Genomic DNA, 22,296 nt, shown 5'->3' on the forward strand with positions numbered 1-22,296 from the left:
TCAGCAGCAGTCAATGGGTGTCCAAAATTCAGGCCTGGGCCCGGGAACTTGGATTCTCCCAAATTGGCGTGGCCGGTGTGGATTTGTCTTCATCTGAGCAGGGATTATCGGCTTGGCTGGCACGGGGCTTTCATGGTGACATGGGCTACATGGCTGCGCACGGCCTCAAACGCGCCCGCCCGGCCGAACTGGTGCCCGGCACCGTGAGCGTGATCACGGTCCGGATGGACTACCTGCCTGCCAGCACCACACCCGGCTGGCAGGCGATCGAGTTTGACCGGTTGACGCGACCCGCCGAGGGCATCGTGTCAGTCTACGCCCGGGGACGCGACTACCACAAGGTTTTGCGTAAGCGCTTGCAACACCTGAGCGATCGCATTGCCCAAGAGCTGGGGCCGTTTGGTCATCGTGTTTTTACCGATTCGGCGCCGGTGCTGGAGGCCGAGCTGGCGGCGCGCAGCGGCCAGGGCTGGCGCGGCAAGCACACCTTGCTGCTCAGCCGCGAGGCGGGCTCCATGTTTTTTCTGGGCGAAATTTATGTCGATCTGGCGCTGCCCTTGAGCGAGCCGGTGACGGAGCACTGCGGTAGCTGCAGTGCCTGTATCGACATTTGCCCGACGCAGGCGATTGTGGCGCCGCAGCAGCTTGACGCCCGGCGCTGTATCTCCTACCTCACCATCGAACATGCGGGGCCGATCCCGCTGGAACTGCGCCCCCTGATCGGCAACCGCATTTACGGTTGCGACGACTGCCAGCTGATTTGCCCATGGAACAAGTTCGCGCAGCGCAGCGCCTTGCCCGATTTTGACGAGCGTCAGGGCCTGGTGGGCAGCCAGCTGGCAACCCTGTTTGCCTGGACCGAAGAAGATTTTCTGCGCTTCACCGAAGGCAGCCCGATCCGGCGCATCGGGCATGAGCGCTGGTTGAGGAATATCGCGGTGGCTATGGGCAATGCGCTGCGTGCGGGGGCTGATTCCGCGGGAGGCAAAGCGCAGCGCGATGGGCAAGATGCTGAACTGCTTCAGGCGCTTGCTCTGCGTGCCAGTCACCCCAGCGTGCTTGTGCGCGAGCACGTCGCCTGGGCGTTGGATATTTAAGCGTTTTAGGCCTCTAGCCCTCGTCCAGTATGCGCAGGAAGCTATAAAAATAATAGTATAAATTTCAGACTGCAGATGCTGCCAAAGTTTCATACAGCTCCAGCGGTAAGTCGTCTGGGTCGGCAAAAAAAGTGAAGCGCTGGCCCGTGAACTCATCCACGCGCACCGGTTCAACCGTCACCCCTTTCGACTGGAGATGCGCCACGCTGGCATTCAGGTCTGCCACGGCAAAAGCCAGGTGTCGCAGGCCGCAGGCCTCGGGGTAGGACGGGCGCGCGGGGGCGCCGGGAAAGGAGAACAATTCGAGCTGCGTGCCGTCGGGCAGCGCCAGGTCGAGCTTGTAGGACTGGCGCGTCGCGCGGTAGGTCTCGGCGACGATTTTTAAACCCAGCACCTCGGTGTAAAACTGCTTGGACCGCTCATAGTCGGCGCAGATGATGGCGGCATGGTGTATGCGGGAGAGTTTCATGCGTGTGCTGCCGTCCTTATGTGAAGCCTGTGGCGAATTGATGGGATCGGGCTAAAGCGACCCCAGCACGCCGAGCGCAAACGGCAAACTTACCATGCCCAGCAGCGTGGACAGCGTGACCAGCCCGGCCACGTAGGCGCCGTCATAGCCCATGCGTGCTGCCAGCACATAGCAGCTGGAGGCGGTCGGCAAGGCGGAGAAGGCCAGTAAAACGGTGGTTTGCACCGGATCGAGCTGAAACAGGTGTGCGAACCCCAGTGCCACCAGGGGCAGCAAGAAATGACGGATGGCCAGCACCGCCACGGCCAACGCCTTGGCTTTGCTGAGCGCACCGAACTGCATGCCGGCGCCGGCTGCCATCAGGCCCAGTGCCAGTGAGGCTGCGCCAATGCGGCTGACTGTGGGCTCCAGCCAGACCGGCAGCGCAAAGCCCAACAGGTTCGCCGTCAGGCCGGATGCCGTGCCAATGATGAGCGGGTTGCGCGCCAATTCACGCAGGAAACCGCGCTGGGCATGGCGCGCCATGGGCCACACGGCACCAACGTTGAAAAGCGGCACACACACGCCTATCAGTACCGCAATCAAGAGTAAGCCCTGGGGCCCGGCCAGCCGCTCCGCCAAGGCCAGGCCGATGAAGGAATTGAAACGAAAAGCCACTTGTGCGCTGGCCGCGTGTTCCCGTTTAGGGATATGGCGGCCCAGCCACGGCCAATGCGGGAGCGAATAGGCCAGCGCGATGCCGGTCAGCCCCATGGCCCAACCGGCACCGATCAGGCTGGAGGCTGCGCTGATGTCCAGTGGGCTTTTCACAATCGAATGAAACAGCAGGACCGGGAAGAACAGGAAGTACACCAGGGTCTCGACCTGTTCCCACACCGTGCGGTTGAGGGCGGTGTAACGGCATACGAGGTAGCCACACAGAATCAGGGAAAAATCGGGGAAAAGAAGTTGAGCGTAATTCACTCGACGAGAATACCAGCGAACGCTGCCGTTCTGCGGGTTTGCCCCTATGGGTTAACCACATGGGAGGGTGGCCCCTGAATAGTTACCATAGGTTTAGCTAAACATGAAATCCACCACCCTGATTGCCCCCGTTTTGTGCCTTGCCGCCTTGGTTGCGCCATGGGCCGGCGCGGCCACGCTGGAAGGACAGCGCTTCGAGGACAGCACCCGGCTGGCCAACAGTGAGTTGCGGCTCAATGGCCTGGGTCTGCGGGCGGTGTTCATCATCAAGGGCTATGTGGCGGGGCTGTATCTCAACGAGAAAGCCACCACGCTGCAGGAAGTGGCCGCCATGGCCGGACCCAAACGCCTGCAACTGCGCATGCTGCGCAGTGCCGGCCCGGACGACTTTAACAACGCCCTGGTCGCGGGTATCCGCAAGAATGCCAGCGACGCCGAGTTGGCCCGACTGAATGAACGCATCGGTCAACTGGAGCGCACCATCAATGCCATCGGTGCCACGGTGACCGGCGATGTCATCAACCTCGACTATGTGCCTGAACGCGGCACCACGCTGGCCGTGAATGGCACCGTCAAGGGTGCAGCCATCGCGGGGCCTGATTTTTACAATGCCGTGCTCGGCATTTTTGTCGGGGATCACCCGGTGGACACACGGCTCAAGAAAGGTCTCTTGGGGCAGTAATCTGCACCCATGGATCAAACGTTTTTGTCACCAACCTTTGTCAGGAGAAAAATCACATGCAACGCCGCTCCCTCTTCGCCTTGAGTCTGCTGTGTGCCGCCACTTCGGTGATGGCGCAGGGCTATCCCAACAAGATCATCAAGCTGCAGGTGCCGTTTGCGCCGGGTGGCACCACCGACATCATTGCGCGAACGATCTCGGATGCGCTAGGCAAGGCATTGGGCCAGACAGTGGTCGTGGAGAACAAGGCTGGCGGCGGCGGCATTATTGGTGCCAACGAGACGGCCAAGGCCGCGCCTGATGGCTACTCGCTGGGCATGGCCACCGTGTCCACCACGGCGGCCAATCCCGCGATCAACCCCCGCACACCGTACAACCCGCTGACTGACTTCACGCCCATCATCAACATTGCGGCCACCCCCAATGTGATTGCCGTGCACCCCAGTTTTCCGGCGAAAGACTACAAAGGCTTTGTTGCCGAACTGAAGAAGAGCCCGGGCAAATACTCCTATTCGTCGTCGGGCACCGGCGGCATTGGGCACTTACAGATGGAGCTGTACAAGAATTTGAGTGGCACGTTCGTGACCCACATTCCCTACCGTGGCGCCGGCCCAGCTTTGAATGACACCGTGGCTGGCCAGGTGCCCATGTTGTTTGACAACCTGCCATCTGCCTTGCCCTTCATCCAGTCCAACCGACTGGTGCCCATTGTGGTGGCGGCTCCCCAGCGGCTGGCACAACTGCCGAACGTGCCGACCTTCAAGGAGGTAGGGCTGGAGCCGGTGAACCGCATGGCTTACTACGGAATTTTGGGGCCCAAAGGCATGCCCAAGGATGTGGTGGACAAGATCAACGCTGGTGTGCGCAAGGCGCTGGAAGACCCGGCCGTGAAAAAACGGATCGAAGAAACGGGTTCCTTCATCATTGGCAACACGCCCGAGCAGTTCGCAGCGCAGATCAAGGCCGAGTACGAGGTCTACAAAAAAGTGGTTGATTCGGCAAAACTCAAACTCGATTGAGCACCGAGGCGCCGCATGGGGATGCGTCTATCGACGCATTCATTGACGCCTTGTGGCTGGAAGAGGGCTTGTCCAAAAACACCCTCTCGGCTTACCGGCGCGATTTGACGCTGTATGCAGCCTGGCTCCAGGGCCGCCAGCGGCTGTTAACGGACACGGTTGAGAACGACCTGAACGGCTACTTTGCCGCGCAGCACAACGCGACCAAGGCGACCACAGCGAACCGGCGCCTGACTGTTTTCAAGCGGTACTTCCGCTGGGCCTTGCGTGAGCATTTGATCGATTCTGATCCGACGCTCAAGCTGCAGGCTGCCAAGCAGGCGCTGCGGGTGCCCAAGACCTTGACCGAATCACAAGTCGAGGCCTTGCTGGCCGCGCCTGACACCAGTACCGATTTGGGCGTGCGTGACCGCACCATGCTGGAGTTGATGTATGCCAGTGGCCTGCGGGTCAGCGAGTTGGTGACGCTCAAGGTGTTCAATGTGAGCTTGTCGGAAAACGTGTTGCGCGTATTTGGCAAAGGCAACAAGGAGCGGCTGGTGCCCTTTGGCGAGGTCGCCAGTGTCTGGCTCACGCAGTACCTGGCCAGATCCCGCCCCGGTCTGCTGGCGGGCAAGCAGACTGAAGACCTGTTTGTGACCTTGCGCGGCGTCAACCCCGGCACGGCCATGAGCCGCGTGATGTTCTGGATGATTGTGAAAAAATATGCGCGCGGCGCGGGCATCACGGCACCGTTATCACCGCATACCTTGCGTCATGCTTTTGCCACGCACCTGCTGAACCACGGTGCGGATTTGCGCGCAGTGCAGATGTTGCTCGGTCATGCCGACATTTCGACCACAACCATCTACACCCATGTGGCACGCGAACGACTCAAGACCTTGCATGCCCAGCATCATCCGCGCGGGTAGCGGCGGCGGGCGGGTTGTTTCAGTCGGTGAGCGTTTCGGCCCAAGTCAAGGCTTGCAGATGGGCCCAGTTCACTTGTTGGTTGCTCAGCTGCAAGGACTCGGCCGTCCTGGCAAACACCTCATCGTCGGCACTTTCGCAGGCCTTCGTTAATTCCAGAAATGGGGCCAGAATGCCCGTGCCATGCAGCAGCGCATTGACCACGGTTTCAGGCAGGGAAATGGACTCAAGCGCCTTCTCCAGCGGTATGCCCAGCATGGTGTCGAGCAAAGAAAAGACCCCGACGACAAAGGCGTTGTCGCATTCGTCCGGGGACAGGAGTTCGGCGGCCAGCAGTTCCATCAATCGCCCGCGCACAACGGCCATGCTGCCGACCGCGGGCGGTACGCCGTTGGTGCGCGAGGTGGTCAATAAAAGTGCCGCCCAGCGAAACAGCTTTTTCAGGCCGAGAATCATCACCGCATGGCGAAAAGACGTAATTTCGCATCGCAGTCCAAAGCCCGACGAATTGATAAAACGAAGCAGGTTGAATGACAGCGTTGGATCCCGTTTGAGAACCTCTTCAATTTCAATGGTGCTGGCCTGCTTGCGCACCAGATTGATCAGCTGAATGATGGCGGCTTGCGCGGGGCGGACGGTTTGCCCCGTGAAGAGCACCGGCTTTGCAAACCAGTAACCTTGAAACAGTTTGATCCCCAAGCCTGCTGCCAGTTCGTGTTGGGCGGAGGTTTCCACTTTTTCCGCAATGAGCTGGGCTGAAGAGCTTTTTTGCGCCAGGCGGGTGATCGAACTGATGGCCTCGGGTGCGAGTTTCGAGAGATCAAGTTTGATGAATGAGGCCAGCGGCAGCCAACTGGCGTAGGGCGGGGTCAACACGGTGTCATCGAAGGCCAGCCTGAAGCCCCGCCTGGCGATGTCTGTGAGTGTCTGTATGCGCGCTTCGATCTCTTCCGCTGAAGTGCCGGACAGTGGCGGTATCTCCAGCACTACCCGGTCAGGTTGAATCAGTTCCAGATGCCCGCCGGCCAAGGTCTCATGGGTGCAATTGATGAAGATGTTTTTTCGGTCAATCAATACCTCGGTGTCGGCGTGAGACAGGACATTGAAGAGCAACGCGGCATCGCTTGCCGCCGTGTGTGAGCTGGATGCCAGTGAGCGGTCAAATAATTCATAGCCGAAAATAGCGCGATCAGCGCCCAGAATGGCTTGACGCGCAATCGGGGTGGCCTCATGGGTGAGGGCAGCTGATGCACTTTCGGTTGCAGATGAATTAGACATGACGCGCCAGAAATGAGAATGAATTCATTTTACGGAGCATTGACATGGCGGTGGCGGCTCATGCATCGAGTTGGGCGAGCTCTGCTTCATCGAACCCCGCCGCCCGCCGTGCTGCGAGGTTGAATGGGCCTTTGAGCTTGGGTGCGCCATAGGCCTCCGCCAGGCGGGCATAGGTGCTGATGGGGTCCAGGCTTTTCAGGGTGCAAAGATGGCGGTACCAGTGGTTGCCGATGGCCACATGCCCGATTTCATCGCGAAGGATGATGTCAAGAATGTCCGCACCTTGGCGGTCGCCCACCGAAATCAGTTTATTCTTGATGGCGGGAGACGCGTCCAGGCCTCGGGCCTCCAGCGTTCTGGGCACCAGGGCCAGGCGAGCCAGCAGGTCGCCACGGGTCTTCTCGGCCATTTCCCAAAGTCCGTTGTGCGCCGGGAAATCCCCGTAGGCAAAGCCGATGCTGTTCAGATGGCCACTCAGCAACTGGAAGTGCAGCGCTTCTTCCCGCGCCACCCGCAGCCAGTCGAGATAAAAGCGTTCAGGCATGCCGTCAAAATGCCAAATCACATCCAGCGCCAGATCGATGGCGTTGGATTCGATGTGTGTCAGCGCATGAATCAGCGAAGCGCGGCCTTCGGGTGTACCAACCGCCCGGTGTTTCAATTGGGAGGGATGCACGAGGAGCGGGCGCTGCGGGCGGCCGGGAATCCCGTCAACATCGCCGATGACATCCGTCGTATCGATGTTGAATGCGTCAGCGGCAAGATGCCGGACCGTGGCTGCTTTTTCTTTGGGGCAACAAATCAAAAGCAGTTGCTGGGCCTGTCGTCGTAGGGGATTCGTCATGCTGGGTGTTCCATCCTTACAATTCTAGGCAAATTGAAGGAATGGAATCGACATGGCAATCTACGAACTTGACGGGGCGACCCCCCGGATTTCAGACTCGGCCTGGGTGGCCGACAGTGCCCAGGTGATAGGAAATGTGGAGCTGGCGGATGACGCCAGCGTCTGGTTCGGCGTGGTCATCCGGGGCGACAATGAAACCATCCGGATTGGGCGCCGTACCAATATTCAGGACAACAGCGTGTTGCATTCTGATACCGGCATGCCGCTGACGCTGGGTGACGACGTGACGGTGGGGCATCAGGTCATGTTGCATGGCTGCTCGATCGGCGATGGTTCCCTGATTGGCATCGGTGCTGTCGTGCTCAATGGTGCAAAAATTGGCAAGGGCTGCCTGGTGGGGGCCGGGTCTTTGGTGACCGAAGGCAAGGAATTCCCGGATGGCTCGATGATCCTGGGCAGTCCGGCCAAAGTCGTTCGCCAGCTAACACCCGAGCAATTGGAGGGCTTGCGATTGAGTGCGCAACACTACGTGATGAACGCACGCCGATTTCGCGTGGGCTTGAAAAAGATTGCCTGAAACTCTTAATCATTGAAATCATGAATCTGCGGGAAAAATTGCGTGTCTGAAATTCACAAGTTTTTATTTGATGGTCTGCCGGTGCGCGGCGTGTTGGTGCGCCTGACCGGTGCCTGGACTGAGATCCTGCGTCGACGTGCCTCCAGCAGTGCCGCCGGCGTTTACCCTTTGCCTGTGCAAAACATGCTCGGTGAGATGGTGGCTGCGGCAACCCTGATGCAGTCGAACATCAAGTTCAACGGTTCGCTGATTCTCCAAATTTTGGGCGATGGCCCGGTCAAGCTGGCCGTGGCTGAGGTTCAGCCTGATTTTGGTTTGCGCGCCACGGCAACCGTCACTGGGGAGATCACGCCAGACGCGAGCCTGAGCATGCTGGTGAACGCCGGCAACCAGGGGAAATGTGCCATCACGCTGGACCCGAAGGATAAGTTTCCGGGGCAGCAACCGTATCAAGGCGTCGTTCCATTGTTCGGGGACAAGCATGAAAAACTGGAGAAGCTGAGTGAGGTGCTGGAGCACTACATGCTTCAAAGCGAACAGCTTGACACGACGCTGGTGTTGGCCGCTGACGATAAAGTAGCAGCCGGCTTGCTGATCCAGCGCTTGCCGCTGCAGGGCGCTGGTAACCTGGCGGGTAGTTTGGTGAGCCAGGCCAATGAAGATGAAATTGGCATCAATGAACACTACAACCGCATTGCCATTCTGGCGTCGAGCCTGAAGCGTGAAGAGCTTTTGACGCTGGATGTGGAGACGATTCTCAGACGGCTGTTTTGGGAGGAAAAATTGTCACGCTTTGAACCGTTGGTGGGCGACGCCGCGCCGCGTTTTTCTTGCACCTGCGGTCGTGATCGTGTGAGCCGCATGATTCTGGGGCTCGGTATGGAGGAGGCTCAAAGTATCATCGCCGAGCGCGGTGACATTGAAGTGGGATGCGAGTTTTGCGGTGCGCAATACCGGTTTGACCCGATTGATGTGGCCCAGATCTTCAGGGTAACTGGCGACCTGCCGCCATCAAGCGCCGTGGTTCAGTAAGTCAATACCCAATTCTTTGAATGGGCAACGCACGGCATGACCAAGCCGTTTATGTCTTTCCAGTTTTGAGTAGGCCCGTGAACATTCGATGTTCACATTGCGGATCACTGCATTTTTCGCAAGACCATTGCCAATTGCTCCTGGCGCTCGAATCTGGCTGGACCCGGTCGTGTCGCAATGGTGAGATGGCGTTAAGCGCCGCCTCCACCCGGGCGGGGCCCAATCCATAAACCACGGTGTACGCAATCTGGCCACGCGCAAGTGTCGCGCGCAACTGCGCATCGACTGCTTCGCGTGACAATGATGCTGCGTCGTGTTGTCCGTCACCGCGCCAGGGTATGTCCAGGCCAGCCACCAGCGTCAGGTCGTAGGTCTTGTGATGGGCCAGGGCCGACTCGTAAAGAGTTTGGTCGCCATGTAACAAGTCAGCATAGATGGCTGCCATGAGTGGCGCCATGTCGGCGATGATGCATGCCAAGTCATTGCGCAAATGCAGACAGCGCGACAGATCGCATGCGAGCTGGGTCTTGCCGCTGCCCTTTGCACCCACGATCGCGATTCTCATGGGGGAAGGTGGGCCAGGTGTTGACCGTGCAACACCTTACTTGGTCACCTGCACGTAAATTTCGTTGGCCTTGACCATGCCGAGTTCCATGCGGGCTTTTTCTTCAACCATTTCCAGACCTTCTTTCAGGTCCCGGACTTCGGCGGCCAGTTGATTGTTGGCGAGCAGCGCCTGTTGATTCTGCTGGTTCTGTGTATTGAGCTGTTCGGTCATTCGCGCAACCGCGGGCACGCTGCCACGGCCAAACCACAGCTGTGCGTGAAGAATCACGAGCAGTATGATCAGCGCGGCCGGGACAACGCGATTGCCCATCAAACGTTTCAGTGCAGGTTATAAAAGGCTGCGCGTCCCGGGTAGGTGGCGATGTCACCCAAGTCTTCTTCGATGCGCAGCAACTGGTTGTACTTGGCCATGCGGTCCGAGCGGCTCAGACTGCCGGTCTTGATCTGACCCGCATTGGTACCCACGGCGATATCGGCGATAGTGGAGTCTTCGGTCTCGCCCGAGCGGTGGCTGATCACGGCGGTGTAACCGGCGCGCTTGGCCATCTCGATGGCAGCAAAAGTTTCGGTCAGCGTACCAATCTGGTTGATCTTGATCAGGATCGAGTTGGCAATACCCTTGTCAATGCCCTCTTTCAGGATTTTGGTGTTGGTGACGAACAGGTCATCGCCGACGATTTGCACTTTTTTGCCGAGTCGATCGGTCAGCAGTTTCCATCCGTCCCAGTCGTTTTCGGCCATGCCGTCTTCAATGCTGATGATCGGGTATTTGTCAACCCAGGTGGCCATGATGTTGATCCACTCTTCCGAGCTCAAGACCAGGCCCTCACCGGCAAGGTGGTACTTGCCATCCTTGTAGAACTCGCTGGCAGCGCAGTCCAGTCCCAGGGCAATTTGCTCACCGGCGACGAAACCGGCTTTGTCGATCGCTTCCAGGATCAGCTGGATGGCTGCTTCATGGCTGGTCACGTTGGGGGCAAAGCCGCCTTCGTCACCCACTGCCACGCTCATGCCTTTGTCGTGCAGGATTTTCTTGAGTGCATGAAATACTTCGGCACCGTAGCGGACCGCTTCACGAAAGCTGGGCGCGCCAACCGGGATGATCATGAGCTCCTGCAGGTCCAGATTGTTGTTGGCGTGCGCGCCACCATTTACAACATTCATCATGGGCACGGGCATTTGCATCGAGCCCATGCCGCCAAAATAGCGGTACAGCGGCAGGCCGGACTCTTCAGCAGCGGCACGCGCCACCGCCATCGAGACTGCCAGCATGGCGTTGGCGCCCAGGCGTGACTTGTTCTCGGTGCCGTCCAGATCAATCAGGGTCTTGTCCAGAAACGCCTGCTCGGAGGCATCCAGGCCCAGGACGGCTTCAGAAATCTCGGTGTTAATGTGTTCCACGGCTTTGAGCACGCCCTTGCCCAGGTAACGGCTTTTGTCGCCGTCGCGCAGTTCAATGGCTTCACGGCTGCCGGTGGAGGCACCCGACGGCACGGCGGCGCGGCCCATGGTGCCGGATTCCAGAAGGACGTCACATTCGACGGTGGGGTTGCCCCGGGAATCCAGAATTTCACGGCCGACGATATCAACAATTGCACTCATGTCTTCTCTTTCAAAATAATACAAAATCAAAAACTGCAGAACTCAAATCCAGGGGACCTTGGCCCAAAGACAATGCAATGATGCATGGGTTCAACTGAAATCATTCTCCAGGAAAGGAGTTTTTTTGGTTACGTAATCCAGTGCCACCAGTGTTTCCAACAAGGCTCGCATGTGTTTGAGCGGCACGGCATTGGGTCCGTCACTGAGTGCTTGGGCGGGGTCGGGGTGGGTTTCCATGAACAAGCCCGAGACACCAACCGCCACTGCGGCGCGGGCCAGCACCGGCACCATCTCGCGTTGCCCGCCGCTGCTGGTGCCTTGGCCGCCCGGCAACTGAACCGAGTGGGTGGCGTCGAACACCACCGGGGCGCCGGTGTCACGCATGATGGCCAGGGACCGCATGTCGGACACCAGGTTGTTGTAGCCAAAACTGGCGCCACGTTCACAGGCCATGAAGTTGTCCTCAACCAGGCCTTTTTCACGTGCAGCAGCGCGCGCCTTGTCGATCACGTTTTTCATGTCACCAGGAGCGAGAAACTGGCCTTTTTTGATGTTGACCGGCAAGCCCGACTGGGCCACGGCACGGATGAAGTCGGTCTGGCGGCACAAGAACGCTGGGGTTTGCAGGACATCCACGACAGAGGCGACCTGGGCAATCTGCTCTTCCGAATGGACGTCAGTCAAAACGGGCACATTGAGCTCTCTTTTGACCTTGGCCAGAATTTCCAGCCCTTTGTCGATGCCGGGGCCGCGAAACGTGCCGCCGCTGGAGCGGTTGGCCTTGTCAAAACTGCTCTTGAAGATGAAAGGAATGCCCAGGCTGGCCGTGATTTCCTTCAAGGTGCCCGCGGTATCCATTTGCAATTGTTCCGACTCGATCACGCAGGGGCCGGCGATGAGAAACAAGCGCTGCTGCAAACCAATGTCAAATCCACACAGTTTCATCAGGCCACCGCTTTCAAACTTTTACCAGCCGTTTGATGGTCCAGCGCGGCCTTGACAAACGCATTGAAAAGCGGATGCCCATCCCAGGGTGTCGATTTGAACTCGGGGTGAAACTGCACACCCATGAACCAGGGGTGGACGGTCTGCGGAAGCTCGACAATTTCGGTCAGTTGTTCACGTTGCGTCAGGGCCGAAATAACAAGCCCGGCCTTGCGCAAGGTGTCCAGGAAATGCACATTGGCTTCATAGCGGTGACGGTGCCGCTCGGTGACCACGTCGCCGTATATCTCGTGCGCCAAGGTGCCTTTGACCACGTCAGAACTCTGCGCACCCAGGCGCATGGTGCCGCCAAGATCGGAATTTTTATCGCGGGTCTTGATGGTGCCGTCTTCGTCTTTCCATTCAGCAATCAGCGCGATGATCGGATTGGGGCTGCCGGGTTCAAACTCAGTGCTATTGGCGTCCTTGAGGTTGGCGACGTGGCGCGCGAGTTCGATGGTGGCCACCTGCATGCCCAAGCAGATACCGAGGTACGGCACCTTGTTCTCCCGTGCGAAACGGGCTGTATTGATCATGCCCTCGATGCCGCGCTTGCCGAAACCGCCGGGCACCAGGATGGCGTCGTACTTGGCCAGGCGCGACACGACATCATCGGTCATGGTTTCCGAGTCGACGTGCACGATTTTTACGCGCACATGGTTCTTCATGCCGGCGTGGCGCAGTGCCTCGTTAACGGATTTGTAGCTGTCGCTCAGGTCGACATACTTGCCAACCATGGCAATGGTGACCTCGCCCTTGGGATGCTCGGTCTCATAGACCAGGTCGTCCCAGCGCTTCAAATTGGCGGGTGGCGTATTCAGTCGCAGTTTGTCGCATATCAGGCCGTCCAGACCCTGCTCGTGCAGCATGCGCGGCACCTTGTAGATGGTGTCCACGTCCCACATGGAAATGACACCCCAGTCGGGCACGTTGGAGAAGAGGGAGATTTTTTGCCGCTCCTCTTCCGGGATGGGCCGGTCGGCGCGGCAGATCAGGGCGTCGGCCTGAATGCCGATCTCGCGCAACTGTTTGGCCGTGTGCTGGGTGGGTTTGGTTTTGAGTTCGCCGGCCGCTGCGATCCATGGCACGTAGCTCAAATGCACAAAGGCGCTGTTGTTGGGCCCGAGCTTCAAGCTCATCTGGCGCACAGCCTCCAGAAACGGCAAGGACTCAATGTCACCCACGGTGCCGCCAATTTCGACAATGGCGACATCGACCGCATCGGGCGCGCCAAAGCGGGCGCCGCGTCTGATGAAGTCCTGGATTTCGTTGGTGACGTGGGGGATGACCTGAACCGTTTTGCCCAGGTAGTCGCCCCGTCGTTCCTTCTCCAGCACGCTTTTGTAGATTTGGCCCGTGGTGAAGTTGTTGGCCTTGCGCATCCGTGTTTCCACAAAGCGCTCATAGTGGCCCAGATCGAGATCGGTTTCGGCGCCATCTTCGGTGACGAACACCTCGCCATGCTGAAAGGGCGACATGGTGCCGGGATCGACGTTGAGGTAGGGGTCAAGCTTGATTAAAGTGACTTTGAGGCCTCGCGATTCCAGAATCGCTGCTAAGGAGGCTGAGGCGATTCCCTTGCCAAGGGAAGACACCACACCGCCGGTGACGAAGACAAATTTGGTCATGTCAGAGGGAGCTGCACGCTCGGGGAGGTGGTAAAGAGAGATTATAGAGGGCTGACCTGCCGCTTTGGCTGGGCATTCGGCAACATTACAGTCTGCTACATTGCGGCCCATGAATGACCTTGCTGGAAAACATATTGTTCTGGGGCTGACGGGTGGCATTGCCTGTTACAAGTCGGCTGAACTGTGCCGCGCACTGCTCAAGGAGGGCGCAACCGTGCAGGTGGTCATGACCGAGGCGGCCGAGCAGTTCATCACGCCAATCACCCTGCAGGCCTTGAGTAACCGCCCCGTCTATAGCTCTCAATGGGATCCGCGCGAGCCCAATAACATGCCCCACATCAACCTGAGTCGCGAGGCCGATGCGATTCTGATCGCGCCGTGCAGTGCCGACTTCATGGCCAAGCTTGTACATGGGCGGGCCGATGAATTGTTGAGCCTGATGTGTCTGGCGCGTCCGCTGGACAAAGTTCCTCTGCTGGTCGCGCCCGCCATGAACCGTGAAATGTGGGCGCATCCCGCCACGCAACGCAACATGGCGCAGCTGACATCGGACGGTGCCATGATTTTTGGCGTTGGAACCGGCGATCAGGCCTGCGGTGAAACGGGCGACGGTCGCATGCTGGAGCCCCAGGAGTTGCTGGAAGAGGTAATCGCGTTCTTTCAACCCAAGACGTTGGTAGGCGAACACTTGCTGGTGACGGCCGGGCCCACTTACGAGGCGATTGACCCGGTGCGCGGGATTACCAATTTGTCCAGCGGGAAAATGGGTTTTGCCATTGCGCGGGCGGCCCGTGAGGCCGGGGCCGAGGTGACCTTGATCGCTGGACCCGTACACCTGACCACCCCCCGCGGGGTGACGCGTGTCAATGTGACGTCGGCACAAAATATGCTAGAAGCCACCGTGGATTGTGCGCAGTCAGCTCATATTTTTATAGCAACTGCGGCGGTCGCGGATTGGCGCCCGGCGAACCCGGCGGAGCAGAAAATCAAGAAAGATGGCTCCGGTGAGGTGCCCGCGCTGACCTTTGTGGAAAACCCGGACATCCTGGCCACTGTTGCCCAGTCGCCTCGTGGCCAGTCGGGTGCGCTTTATTGCGTGGGTTTCGCTGCCGAGAGCCAGGATTTGCTCGCCAATGCCCAGGCCAAGCGCTTGCGCAAAGGAGTTCCCCTGCTGGTGGGCAATATCGGCCCGGCCACTTTTGGGCAAGATGACAACGCATTGTTGTTGGTGGACGAGTTGGGCACCCAGGATTTGGCGCGCGACTCCAAACTCGCGCTTGCTCGTAAATTAATAGCAAAAATAGCAACAAGGACAAGGGCTAAAGGCCAAAAAGTATGAAATTAGATGTCAAGATCATGGACGTACGCATGGCAGAGCAGTTGCCGGCGTATGCGACGTCCGGCAGTGCCGGACTCGATTTACGGGCCTGTTTGAGTGAACCGCTGACCTTGCCGCCCAACGCCTGGCAACTGGTGCCCACCGGCATCGCTATTCACCTGGCTGATCCGAGTTTCGCGGCCATCATCCTGCCGCGCTCCGGCTTGGGGCACAAGCACGGGATAGTTCTGGGCAATCTGGTGGGGCTGATTGACAGCGATTACCAGGGGCAGCTCATGGTCAGCGCTTGGAACCGCAGTGATGTTGCCTTCACCATCGAACCCATGGAGCGCATTGCCCAGCTGGTGATTGTTCCGGTAGTGCAGGCGCAGTTCAACGTGGTGACCGAGTTTCCCGTCAGTGAGCGTGGCGAGGGCGGCTACGGTTCCACCGGCAAGTCCTGAGTCAGTGCAAGGTGTCGTTGCCCGGGGGCGTTGCGTGCAGCGGCTGAATCTTGAAAAAACCGGTTCCGGCGGAGCCGCGCCCAATCTCTTCTTCGGTGGCTTCCCGAATCGCCTCGATGGTCAGGCTTAGCCGCAAAGCGATGCCCGCCAGCGGATGATTTCCGTCCAGCACGACATGCTCGGGATAGATTTCAGTGACCGTGTACAGCGCATCTTTGGGGGCGTCCGGGTTACAACCGGCTGGCAGTGACGCGCCTTCAAAAGTCATGCCCTCTTCCAGTTCTACGGGAAAAAGACTGCGTGCTTCCAGGAACACCAACTGGTCATTGAAATCGCCGAAACCTTGTTCGGGTTCAATTTGCAGGTTGAGCTCGGCCCCCACTTCATGACCTTGCAGGGCTTCTTCGATGACCTGAAAGAGATCTTCGCCGCCAACGAGAAACTCGACCGGGTCGTCCAGCACGTCAAGTTCTTCACCCAAGGTGTCTTTCAGCGTCCAGGTCAGAGCGACCACGCATTGTTGTTTGATTTCCATAGGAGAATTGTCGCAGTTTGAAAAGTAACCCCGAAAGTGTCTGGAGATTCGTATGGATGTCAATCAAGCCCTGCCATTGCTGGGCGGCCTGAGCCCCCAATTGTTCATGAAGCGGCATTGGCAAAAAAAGCCATTGCTGGTGCGCCAAGCCATTACGAACTTCAAGCCTTTGCTGGACCGGGGGGCTCTGTTTGAACTGGCCTCGCATGAGGACACGCAGGCGCGGCTGGTGATTCAGGAGCCGGGGAAGACGCCGGGCTGGGGCTTCAAGCACGGGCCGTTTGAGCGCCGTGCCTTACCGGCCCTGAAGCGCCCGGGCTGGACCCTGTTGGTGCAGGGAGTTGATCTGCAACACGATGCTGTCCATGATTTATTGAATCAATTTCGTTTTGTGCCGGATGCGCGACTGGATGATTTGATGGTCAGCTATGCCACCGATGGGGGCGGCGTCGGACCGCACTATGACAGCTATGACGTTTTTTTACTGCAGGCACAGGGTCGCAGGTGCTGGCGAATCGGGCGTCAAAAAGACAAGACCTTGCAGCCGGATGTTCCGTTGAAGATCCTCGCCAACTTTGAGCCCGAGCAGGAGTTTGTGCTGGAACCCGGGGATATGCTGTACCTACCGCTGCTGTATGCCCATGACGGCATTGCCGTGGGTGAATGCATGACGTATTCAATCGGTTTCCGGTCGCCCAGCCGGGGGGAACTGGCCCGTGAACTGTTGCAGCGCCTGGCGGAAGATGCGGAAGATGCGGTCGGGATCGCCGTGTACCGGGATCCGCAGCAGGGTGCGGTCAGTCAGCCCGGGGAAATTCCCAGCCAGATGGTCGAGTTTGCACGCGATGCCTTGCAAGGGGCGCTCAAGGATCCAGACGCATTGGGGCGCGCCCTGGGGGAGTATTTGACCGAGCCCAAAGCCAATGTCTGGTTCGACGCCATGGAGCCTGGAGCTGCACAGCCGCAAATGCAATCAGATGGGCAGGTGCGCCTCGATCGCCGCACGAAAATGATGTTCGATGCGAGGCACATTTTTATTAACGGGGAGAGTTTCAGGGCATCTGGAAGGGACGCCACCCTGATGCGGCGTTTGTCGGATGAGCGTTGTCTTAGTCGAGCGGACTTGGGTCGGACCAGTACCGGAGCCCGGTCTTTGCTGCAAACATGGGGTGAAGCAGGGTGGTTGCATGGGCTCTGACAAACCCGCCATACCGGCGAATACGCCAGCTGAACTCTTGGCCAGTGGCCGATTTTCCGGCCGCGAAGCATTTGAGCAACTGGTGCGTGCCGCGCTTGACCGCGCCGCCAGTGACGGGTGGCAAGAGATCATTTTGAGTGATGCAAGTTTCGAGGACTGGCCTCTGCACGAGCGCTCAGTGCTTGAATCCTTGCATGCCTGGTCAAGAACGGGTCGCCGCGTGACCATGTTGGCGACCCGGTACGACGAGGTCATGCGAAAGCATGCCCGTTTTGTGTCCTGGCGAAAAACATGGGGGCATATTATCGACTGCAGAGTTTGTCGTGTGGCGGCCCCAATTGACTTTCCCAGCGCCATCTGGAGTCGGACCTGGTTCATGCATCGGCTGGACCCACAGCGCAGTATTGGCGTTTGTGGATATGACCCGGAGCGCGGCGTGCAGCTCAAGGAACTTCTTGACGAGAAAATCCGCAATAGCACGCCTGGATTTCCCGCGTCTACATTGGGTTTGTGATTGTTCCAGTGGTCACCAAGCAGCTGGATAGCAATTTTCTTGCTTTATAATATGAGGCTAAGCAAAAAGAGCTCGAGTCATTTTTGCTTAGTTATTGCAGTTTCTCTGCATTAACAATTTCCGGAAATTGTTTCGTTAACTTATTAGGTAATTTTCAAATGAATAAATCGCTCGTTTTGGCCGCCGTTATTGCTGCCGCTGCTCTGGCTGCTTGTGGTAAAAAAGAAGAAGCTCCTGTCGTTGTGCCTGCACCTGCTGCTGCGCCTGCGCCTGAAGTTGCTGCACCCGCACCTGCTGCCTCTGAAGCCGCTATGCCTGCTTCCGCTGCGACTGACGCTGCTGCCGATGCTGCCAAGAAGGCCGCTGATGCTGCTACTTCCGCACCAGCGAAGTAAGCTTCTGCTTTCTCAACTCAGTTGATAAAAAAGCCACCGCAAGGTGGCTTTTTTAATGTCTGGATGAATTGACAAGGTGAGTTGTTTTGCCGGAGCAATAAGCAAGTCACCACTGTCCGTAATTCAGAATCGCAGCATTCTGCGATTTGACTACTTCAGATCGTCGGCAATAACGTTGACGATTCTCTGGGCATTGCTGGTCGTGTCTGGCATGCCACTGGCATTAAGCACGGAGACTGTTGATGACTCCCCTTGACTGACCACGGCAATGCGGTATTTCAAAGGCGCTGCATCTGCTTTCGAACCGCCAAAGAGTTTTCCCAGGAAGCCTGGCTCGGATTTGTCGGCAACAGGCTCCACATAGCGGACGAAATAAATGCCCTTGCTGCGATCCCGATCTTCCACGGTGAAACCGGTGCGATCCAGCGACAAGCCAACACGTCGCCATGCGCGATCGAAACCTTCATCAATTTGTACGACAGATTGCCCGTTGAGCGTTGTGGCGCGCGAACTGGTCTTGGTGGCGCCTGCGGCAACCAATGCCTTGGACTGCTCCTGACTCACACCCAGTTTGACCATCAAGCGACGCAGAAATTCTGCTTCGAGTTCCGGGTCTGCGGCGCGGGGTTGCCACACAGTCGATTCTTTTTTGCTGCTGTCATACACCTCGATCATGCCGCGATGACTGATGAAGACATCGGTCCCACCGGTTGCATTGCGTTCCAGACGGGTGCGAAACTTGTCGCGCTCTCCGGTCGAATAGAGTGAGTCAAGCACTTTGCCCAGCGTATTGCGGATGAAGTCTTGAGGTATTTTTGCGCGATTTTCGGCCCAGTCCGTCTCCATGATGCCCAGATTGGCTTGGTCCATGGCCAGCAGGAAACCATTTTCCTGCCAGAAGTCACGTACGGGTTCCCACAGCTTGTCTGCAGGTCGATTGATGACCAGCCATCGCTGCGTCCCAGCACGTTCAACACGAACGTCGCCTATAGACGTGACCGCGGTAGGTACGGATGATTCGGTCGTTTGGCCAATCTGAAAGCTGGATGCGGTCACTGCAGCGCCGGGAACTGCATAACGGGATTCGCGAGACAGTTGGGTCAGATCGGGCGGGACGTCCAGCGTGGGGCCTTTGCCGGCGCTCTTGTAATTGACCTTGTCGGTTTCAAGAACCGAGCACGCAGCCAACGTCAGTGAAAGGCCCAGTAGCGCAAGTTTGGAAATTTGATTCACAAAAAAATCTCTTAGAGTAATAGGTCAGGCCGGATCAGATCGATCAGACCAAGCCGGTTGCGCGCAAAGCGCTTTCAACCACGGCTTCGCTAGCTTGGGTCAGAGGCGTCATGGGCAGACGCATGGTGCCACCACACAGTTTCATTCTTGCCATGGCCCACTTCAAGGGAATGGGGTTGGCTTCCACAAACAGGTTCTTGTGCAGGGGCATCAGCCTGAACTGAATTTCCATCGCCCGTCGGGTGTCGCCCGCCATGGCGGCGACGCACAACTCGTGCATGAGGCGCGGCGCCAGATTGGCGGTTACGCTGATGTTGCCATGGCCACCGCACAGCATCAGGGCGACCGCAGTCGGGTCATCGCCCGAATAAATGGCGAATCCCCTTGGCGCTTCGCGAATAAGCCACTGCGCCCGCTCTATATTGCCCGTCGCTTCCTTGATGCCAACAATGCCGGGCACTTGCGCCAAACGCAGCGCTGTGTCATGCAGCATGTCTGCCACAGAACGACCGGGCACGTTGTAAAGAATCATAGGCAGGTCAACCGCTTCCGCAATCGCCTTGAAGTGCAGGTACTGACCTTCCTGGGTCGGCTTGTTGTAATAGGGCACAACCTGCAACTGGCAATCGGCCCCCACCTGCTTGGCAAATTTGGTAAGTTCGATCGCCTCAGCCGTGGAATTGGCGCCGCACCCCGCCATGATGGGCACGCGTCCCCCGGCCTGCTCCACAGAGACGCGGATGATTTCGCAATGCTCTTGCACATTGACGGTCGGCGATTCACCGGTGGTGCCAACGACGCCAATGCAGTCGGTGCCTTCCACGATGTGCCAGTCGATCAATTTGCGCAGGGTGGGGTAGTCCACACTGCCATCTTCATGCATGGGGGTGACGAGTGCCACGATGCTGCCCCTGATTTGGCCGGTTGAGGATGTCATGTCCGAGTGTTGGTTAACGGTAAAAGAGCATTCTAACTAGAGCGTGTAACGCATCGGTGAAGTGCCGGTTACATCCCGTGAATCGGGTTGCGCCGCTGCGAGCCGTTGCACAAAGCGGGGTGGATTCTCAAGAAAGCCTTCTTCAAAGGCGATGACGCGCATAGGGTTGCAAGCTTGCAGCAATTCTGCGGAACGCAAGAGGAAATCAGGCCTTGAGGGCTTGCCCACTGTTTCATTGCCCTCGGAAAAGGTCTCGTAGATCAGCAGTCCCCCGGGCGCAACGCTTTGGACAATCACCGGGAAAAGCGGTCGCCATAAATAGTTGGTGACGATGACCGCGTCGAATTGACGAGGCTGCTCACCATTCATCAGGGGCCAGGGACCGTTTTCGATATCTGCCAGAACGGTCTCGCCGAAAGCTGCCGCGGCATGAATGGCCTCGGCTGAGCGATCAACACCCAGCACCGCATGGCCTTTATCGGCAAACCACTTCATGTGGCGGCCCTGCCCGCAAGCCATGTCCAGTACCGTCCCGCCCGGCGGGACGAGGTGAGACCAGCGCGTGACCCAGTTTGACGGAGCCCCCAAGCCATGCGGGACTGGTGTTGTCGATCTATCTACCATATTGACTCTTTTCAGAAACAGGCCCAGACCTGGTTCGCCAGGGTGACCAAAAAATCGGGACGTGTGTACAGCGCAAACACAGCCAGCAGCACGCACGCTGCGCCGGCATAGAGCAAGACCCTGTGACTGCGTTTCATGACTTCACGCCGCTTGCGCTACAGGGCGGCGGATGATGGCCTTTTCCTGGATCGGCAGATTGACCAGTGCGGCCAGCACGCCCAAGGCAATGGCGATGTACCAGACCACGTCATAGCTGCCGGTGCGGTCATACAGATAGCCACCCAGCCACACCCCCATGAACGAGCCAATCTGATGGCTGAAAAACACAAAGCCGCTCAGCATGGACAAATGCGCCACGCCAAAGATCTGCGCCACGGCGGCATTGGTGACGGGCACGGTGGAGAGCCACAACAGGCCCATGACGCTGGAGAAAACGTAGACGCTCACGGGCGTCAAGGGCGCCAGCAGAAACAGGCTGATGGCAAGCGCACGCGCGAGGTAGATGAAGGCCAGAATGTTCTTTTTCTGCAGTCGCTGTCCCATTACGCCGGCGGCATAGGTGCCGAAGATATTGAACAAGCCAATCAAGGCCAGGGCGTAGCCCGCCACTTCGGGCGACAGTCCCTTGTCTTTCAGGTAACTGGGCATGTGCACAGCGATGAAAACCACCTGAAAGCCACAAACGAAGTAGCCCGCCATGAGCAACTGGAAGCTCGGGTACTTGAAGGCTTCTTTCAAGGCCTGCAAAATGGTTTGTTCACGACGAATGGTGCCGCCGCCGGCAAGACCCGGTTCGCGTAAACCCCAGGCCAGCGGCACCATCATCAAGGACGCCAGGCCCAGGACCATCAAGGCCTCTTTCCAGCCCAGGCTGCTGATCAGAAAACTCTCAGTCGGCACCATCAAAAACTGGCCAAATGACCCTGCCGCTGCCGCGATGCCCATAGCCCATGAACGTTTTTCCGCCGAGATGTTGCGACCGATCACCCCATAAATGACGGCATACGTGGTGCCCGCCTGGGCCATGCCAATCAGCACCCCCGCCGTGGCGGTAAATACCAGCGGTGTGGTGGCCGTGGCCATACCGGCCAAGCCGAGCGCATACAAAAGAGCGCCGCCCACGATGACCTTGAAGGCTCCAAACCGGTCGGCCAACATGCCGGCGAAAATGCCGGAAACGCCCCAGGCCAGATTCTGGATGGCGATGGCAAAGGCAAAGGTTTCGCGGCTCCAGCCCTGGCTTTGAGTGACCGGCTGCAGCCACAGACCAAAGCCGTGGCGTATGCCCATGGAGAGCGTCACGATGGCGGCGCCACACAGGAGAAGCTGCGTCATCGATAGTGTTTTGTGGGAACTTGTCATGCGGCAAATGTAGCCAATCTGTTTCCGCAACGCTGACACGGGTTCATTTTGCAGGCGATGAAAAC

At 58.2% G+C, this 22,296-nt stretch carries 26 protein-coding genes; 11 read left to right on the forward strand and 15 right to left on the reverse strand.

The genetic code is table 11. The features are described from left to right. Window positions 1-26 precede the first annotated feature (26 nt). Entirely contained in the window at window positions 27-1,097 is a 1,071-nt protein-coding gene (gene queG, locus C5P05_RS17725) for a tRNA epoxyqueuosine(34) reductase QueG (RefSeq protein WP_198674786.1), read from the forward strand. 64 nt (window positions 1,098-1,161) lie between these two features. Here queG and C5P05_RS17730 read toward each other — a convergent pair whose 3' ends face one another. Beyond that, the gene (locus C5P05_RS17730; protein ID WP_114971163.1) at window positions 1,162-1,566 is read right to left on the reverse strand and encodes a VOC family protein; all 405 of its coding nucleotides are present in this window, start codon (window positions 1,564-1,566) and stop codon (window positions 1,162-1,164) included. A gap of 51 nt (window positions 1,567-1,617) precedes the next feature. Next, window positions 1,618-2,529, reverse strand: coding sequence for an AEC family transporter (locus tag C5P05_RS17735; protein ID WP_114971164.1), 912 nt, complete (start codon window positions 2,527-2,529; stop codon window positions 1,618-1,620). Between the two features lie 103 nt (window positions 2,530-2,632). Here C5P05_RS17735 and C5P05_RS17740 point away from each other — a divergent pair, with 103 nt between their 5' ends. Genes C5P05_RS17740 through xerD form a run of 3 tightly spaced genes read left to right on the forward strand, consistent with a single transcriptional unit; the run spans window position 2,633 to window position 5,141 of the window. Further along, window positions 2,633-3,211, forward strand: coding sequence for a chalcone isomerase family protein (locus C5P05_RS17740; RefSeq protein ID WP_114971165.1), 579 nt, complete (start codon window positions 2,633-2,635; stop codon window positions 3,209-3,211). A 56-nt stretch (window positions 3,212-3,267) separates the two neighbouring features. Continuing rightward, window positions 3,268-4,230, forward strand: coding sequence for a tripartite tricarboxylate transporter substrate binding protein BugE (locus tag C5P05_RS17745; protein ID WP_114971166.1), 963 nt, complete (start codon window positions 3,268-3,270; stop codon window positions 4,228-4,230). After that, window positions 4,227-5,141, forward strand: coding sequence for a site-specific tyrosine recombinase XerD (xerD, locus tag C5P05_RS17750; protein ID WP_114971167.1), 915 nt, complete (start codon window positions 4,227-4,229; stop codon window positions 5,139-5,141). The genes C5P05_RS17745 and xerD overlap by 4 nt, the downstream gene beginning before the upstream one ends. 19 nt (window positions 5,142-5,160) lie before the next feature. Here xerD and C5P05_RS17755 read toward each other — a convergent pair whose 3' ends face one another. Continuing rightward, window positions 5,161-6,417, reverse strand: a complete 1,257-nt coding sequence (locus C5P05_RS17755) for an EAL and HDOD domain-containing protein (protein WP_114971168.1) — start codon at window positions 6,415-6,417, stop codon at window positions 5,161-5,163. 58 nt (window positions 6,418-6,475) lie between these two features. After that, complete coding sequence (locus C5P05_RS17760; RefSeq protein ID WP_114971169.1) at window positions 6,476-7,261, reverse strand: ferritin-like domain-containing protein; 786 nt, start codon at window positions 7,259-7,261, stop codon at window positions 6,476-6,478. Between the two features lie 52 nt (window positions 7,262-7,313). Between C5P05_RS17760 and C5P05_RS17765 the strand changes: the two genes are divergently transcribed. Both C5P05_RS17765 and C5P05_RS17770 read left to right on the forward strand, forming a co-directional pair. Beyond that, window positions 7,314-7,838, forward strand: coding sequence for a gamma carbonic anhydrase family protein (locus tag C5P05_RS17765; RefSeq protein WP_114971170.1), 525 nt, complete (start codon window positions 7,314-7,316; stop codon window positions 7,836-7,838). Window positions 7,839-7,880: 42 nt separating this feature from the next. Then, entirely contained in the window at window positions 7,881-8,870 is a 990-nt protein-coding gene (locus tag C5P05_RS17770; RefSeq protein ID WP_114971171.1) for an Hsp33 family molecular chaperone HslO, read from the forward strand. Window positions 8,871-8,919: 49 nt separating this feature from the next. Here C5P05_RS17770 and C5P05_RS17775 read toward each other — a convergent pair whose 3' ends face one another. The 5 genes from C5P05_RS17775 to C5P05_RS17795 all read right to left on the reverse strand — a co-directional run bounded on the left by C5P05_RS17775 (window position 8,920) and on the right by C5P05_RS17795 (window position 13,651). Then, entirely contained in the window at window positions 8,920-9,435 is a 516-nt protein-coding gene (locus C5P05_RS17775) for an AAA family ATPase (RefSeq protein ID WP_114971172.1), read from the reverse strand. Window positions 9,436-9,471: 36 nt separating this feature from the next. Next, window positions 9,472-9,747, reverse strand: coding sequence for an FtsB family cell division protein (locus C5P05_RS17780; RefSeq protein ID WP_114971173.1), 276 nt, complete (start codon window positions 9,745-9,747; stop codon window positions 9,472-9,474). A gap of 8 nt (window positions 9,748-9,755) precedes the next feature. Next, on the reverse strand, window positions 9,756-11,039 hold the full coding sequence (gene eno / locus C5P05_RS17785; protein WP_114971174.1) for a phosphopyruvate hydratase: 1,284 nt from the start codon (window positions 11,037-11,039) through the stop codon (window positions 9,756-9,758). 90 nt (window positions 11,040-11,129) lie between these two features. Further along, entirely contained in the window at window positions 11,130-11,984 is an 855-nt protein-coding gene (kdsA, locus tag C5P05_RS17790) for a 3-deoxy-8-phosphooctulonate synthase (RefSeq protein ID WP_114971175.1), read from the reverse strand. Beyond that, a complete protein-coding gene (locus tag C5P05_RS17795; RefSeq protein ID WP_114971176.1) occupies window positions 11,984-13,651 on the reverse strand; it encodes a CTP synthase in 1,668 nt (555 codons plus the stop codon). Before C5P05_RS17795 ends, kdsA begins: the two co-directional genes overlap by 1 nt. 109 nt (window positions 13,652-13,760) lie before the next feature. Here C5P05_RS17795 and coaBC point away from each other — a divergent pair, with 109 nt between their 5' ends. Next, complete coding sequence (gene coaBC / locus C5P05_RS17800) at window positions 13,761-14,990, forward strand: bifunctional phosphopantothenoylcysteine decarboxylase/phosphopantothenate--cysteine ligase CoaBC (RefSeq protein WP_114971177.1); 1,230 nt, start codon at window positions 13,761-13,763, stop codon at window positions 14,988-14,990. After that, window positions 14,987-15,433 (forward strand): dUTP diphosphatase, encoded by a 447-nt coding sequence (dut, locus tag C5P05_RS17805; protein WP_114971178.1) that lies wholly within the window; start codon window positions 14,987-14,989, stop codon window positions 15,431-15,433. Before coaBC ends, dut begins: the two co-directional genes overlap by 4 nt. 1 nt (window position 15,434) lies before the next feature. On the opposite strand, the gene C5P05_RS17810 is transcribed toward dut, so the two are convergent. After that, window positions 15,435-15,968, reverse strand: coding sequence for an FKBP-type peptidyl-prolyl cis-trans isomerase (locus C5P05_RS17810; RefSeq protein ID WP_114971179.1), 534 nt, complete (start codon window positions 15,966-15,968; stop codon window positions 15,435-15,437). 52 nt (window positions 15,969-16,020) lie between these two features. On the opposite strand from C5P05_RS17810, the gene C5P05_RS17815 reads away from it, so the two are divergent. The 3 genes from C5P05_RS17815 to C5P05_RS17825 all read left to right on the forward strand — a co-directional run bounded on the left by C5P05_RS17815 (window position 16,021) and on the right by C5P05_RS17825 (window position 18,100). Next, the gene (locus C5P05_RS17815; RefSeq protein ID WP_114971180.1) at window positions 16,021-17,166 is read left to right on the forward strand and encodes a JmjC domain-containing protein; all 1,146 of its coding nucleotides are present in this window, start codon (window positions 16,021-16,023) and stop codon (window positions 17,164-17,166) included. After that, window positions 17,156-17,680 (forward strand): hypothetical protein, encoded by a 525-nt coding sequence (locus tag C5P05_RS17820; RefSeq protein ID WP_114971181.1) that lies wholly within the window; start codon window positions 17,156-17,158, stop codon window positions 17,678-17,680. Before C5P05_RS17815 ends, C5P05_RS17820 begins: the two co-directional genes overlap by 11 nt. 189 nt (window positions 17,681-17,869) lie before the next feature. Further along, entirely contained in the window at window positions 17,870-18,100 is a 231-nt protein-coding gene (locus tag C5P05_RS17825; RefSeq protein ID WP_157979375.1) for a hypothetical protein, read from the forward strand. A 125-nt stretch (window positions 18,101-18,225) separates the two neighbouring features. Here the strand turns inward: C5P05_RS17825 and bamC are convergent, their stop codons facing one another. From bamC to C5P05_RS17845, 5 genes are read right to left on the reverse strand one after another with little or no spacing between them, the layout of a single operon-like run. After that, entirely contained in the window at window positions 18,226-19,308 is a 1,083-nt protein-coding gene (bamC, locus tag C5P05_RS17830; protein WP_114971183.1) for an outer membrane protein assembly factor BamC, read from the reverse strand. A gap of 43 nt (window positions 19,309-19,351) precedes the next feature. Further along, complete coding sequence (gene dapA / locus C5P05_RS17835; protein ID WP_114971184.1) at window positions 19,352-20,245, reverse strand: 4-hydroxy-tetrahydrodipicolinate synthase; 894 nt, start codon at window positions 20,243-20,245, stop codon at window positions 19,352-19,354. A gap of 36 nt (window positions 20,246-20,281) precedes the next feature. Next, window positions 20,282-20,869: a class I SAM-dependent methyltransferase gene (locus C5P05_RS17840; RefSeq protein ID WP_114971185.1), complete on the reverse strand. Its 588-nt coding sequence runs from the start codon at window positions 20,867-20,869 to the stop codon at window positions 20,282-20,284. 11 nt (window positions 20,870-20,880) lie between these two features. Then, window positions 20,881-21,006, reverse strand: a complete 126-nt coding sequence (locus C5P05_RS34990) for a hypothetical protein (protein WP_269813941.1) — start codon at window positions 21,004-21,006, stop codon at window positions 20,881-20,883. 4 nt (window positions 21,007-21,010) lie between these two features. Beyond that, on the reverse strand, window positions 21,011-22,204 hold the full coding sequence (locus C5P05_RS17845; RefSeq protein ID WP_420130762.1) for an MFS transporter: 1,194 nt from the start codon (window positions 22,202-22,204) through the stop codon (window positions 21,011-21,013). Window positions 22,205-22,296: the final 92 nt, after the last annotated feature.

It is taken from the genome of Rhodoferax ferrireducens (genome assembly GCF_003347515.1).
GTDB lineage: Bacteria > Pseudomonadota > Gammaproteobacteria > Burkholderiales > Burkholderiaceae_C > Rhodoferax.

What these genes read in the sequence shown, in the direction of transcription:
- C5P05_RS17730 (WP_114971163.1), bottom strand. Translation starts at nt 1,566, where the DNA reads ATGAAACTCTCCCGCATACACCATGCCGCCATCATCTGCGCCGACTAT.
- C5P05_RS17740 (WP_114971165.1), top strand. Translation starts at nt 2,633, where the DNA reads ATGAAATCCACCACCCTGATTGCCCCCGTTTTGTGCCTTGCCGCCTTG.
- C5P05_RS17745 (WP_114971166.1), top strand. Translation starts at nt 3,268, where the DNA reads ATGCAACGCCGCTCCCTCTTCGCCTTGAGTCTGCTGTGTGCCGCCACT.
- C5P05_RS17755 (WP_114971168.1), bottom strand. Translation starts at nt 6,417, where the DNA reads ATGTCTAATTCATCTGCAACCGAAAGTGCATCAGCTGCCCTCACCCAT.
- C5P05_RS17760 (WP_114971169.1), bottom strand. Translation starts at nt 7,261, where the DNA reads ATGACGAATCCCCTACGACGACAGGCCCAGCAACTGCTTTTGATTTGT.
- C5P05_RS17765 (WP_114971170.1), top strand. Translation starts at nt 7,314, where the DNA reads ATGGCAATCTACGAACTTGACGGGGCGACCCCCCGGATTTCAGACTCG.
- C5P05_RS17775 (WP_114971172.1), bottom strand. Translation starts at nt 9,435, where the DNA reads ATGAGAATCGCGATCGTGGGTGCAAAGGGCAGCGGCAAGACCCAGCTC.
- C5P05_RS17780 (WP_114971173.1), bottom strand. Translation starts at nt 9,747, where the DNA reads ATGGGCAATCGCGTTGTCCCGGCCGCGCTGATCATACTGCTCGTGATT.
- eno (WP_114971174.1), bottom strand. Translation starts at nt 11,039, where the DNA reads ATGAGTGCAATTGTTGATATCGTCGGCCGTGAAATTCTGGATTCCCGG.
- kdsA (WP_114971175.1), bottom strand. Translation starts at nt 11,984, where the DNA reads ATGAAACTGTGTGGATTTGACATTGGTTTGCAGCAGCGCTTGTTTCTC.
- C5P05_RS17795 (WP_114971176.1), bottom strand. Translation starts at nt 13,651, where the DNA reads ATGACCAAATTTGTCTTCGTCACCGGCGGTGTGGTGTCTTCCCTTGGC.
- coaBC (WP_114971177.1), top strand. Translation starts at nt 13,761, where the DNA reads ATGAATGACCTTGCTGGAAAACATATTGTTCTGGGGCTGACGGGTGGC.
- dut (WP_114971178.1), top strand. Translation starts at nt 14,987, where the DNA reads ATGAAATTAGATGTCAAGATCATGGACGTACGCATGGCAGAGCAGTTG.
- C5P05_RS17810 (WP_114971179.1), bottom strand. Translation starts at nt 15,968, where the DNA reads ATGGAAATCAAACAACAATGCGTGGTCGCTCTGACCTGGACGCTGAAA.
- C5P05_RS17815 (WP_114971180.1), top strand. Translation starts at nt 16,021, where the DNA reads ATGGATGTCAATCAAGCCCTGCCATTGCTGGGCGGCCTGAGCCCCCAA.
- C5P05_RS17820 (WP_114971181.1), top strand. Translation starts at nt 17,156, where the DNA reads ATGGGCTCTGACAAACCCGCCATACCGGCGAATACGCCAGCTGAACTC.
- dapA (WP_114971184.1), bottom strand. Translation starts at nt 20,245, where the DNA reads ATGACATCCTCAACCGGCCAAATCAGGGGCAGCATCGTGGCACTCGTC.
- C5P05_RS17840 (WP_114971185.1), bottom strand. Translation starts at nt 20,869, where the DNA reads ATGGTAGATAGATCGACAACACCAGTCCCGCATGGCTTGGGGGCTCCG.
- C5P05_RS34990 (WP_269813941.1), bottom strand. Translation starts at nt 21,006, where the DNA reads ATGAAACGCAGTCACAGGGTCTTGCTCTATGCCGGCGCAGCGTGCGTG.
- C5P05_RS17845 (WP_420130762.1), bottom strand. Translation starts at nt 22,204, where the DNA reads ATGACGCAGCTTCTCCTGTGTGGCGCCGCCATCGTGACGCTCTCCATG.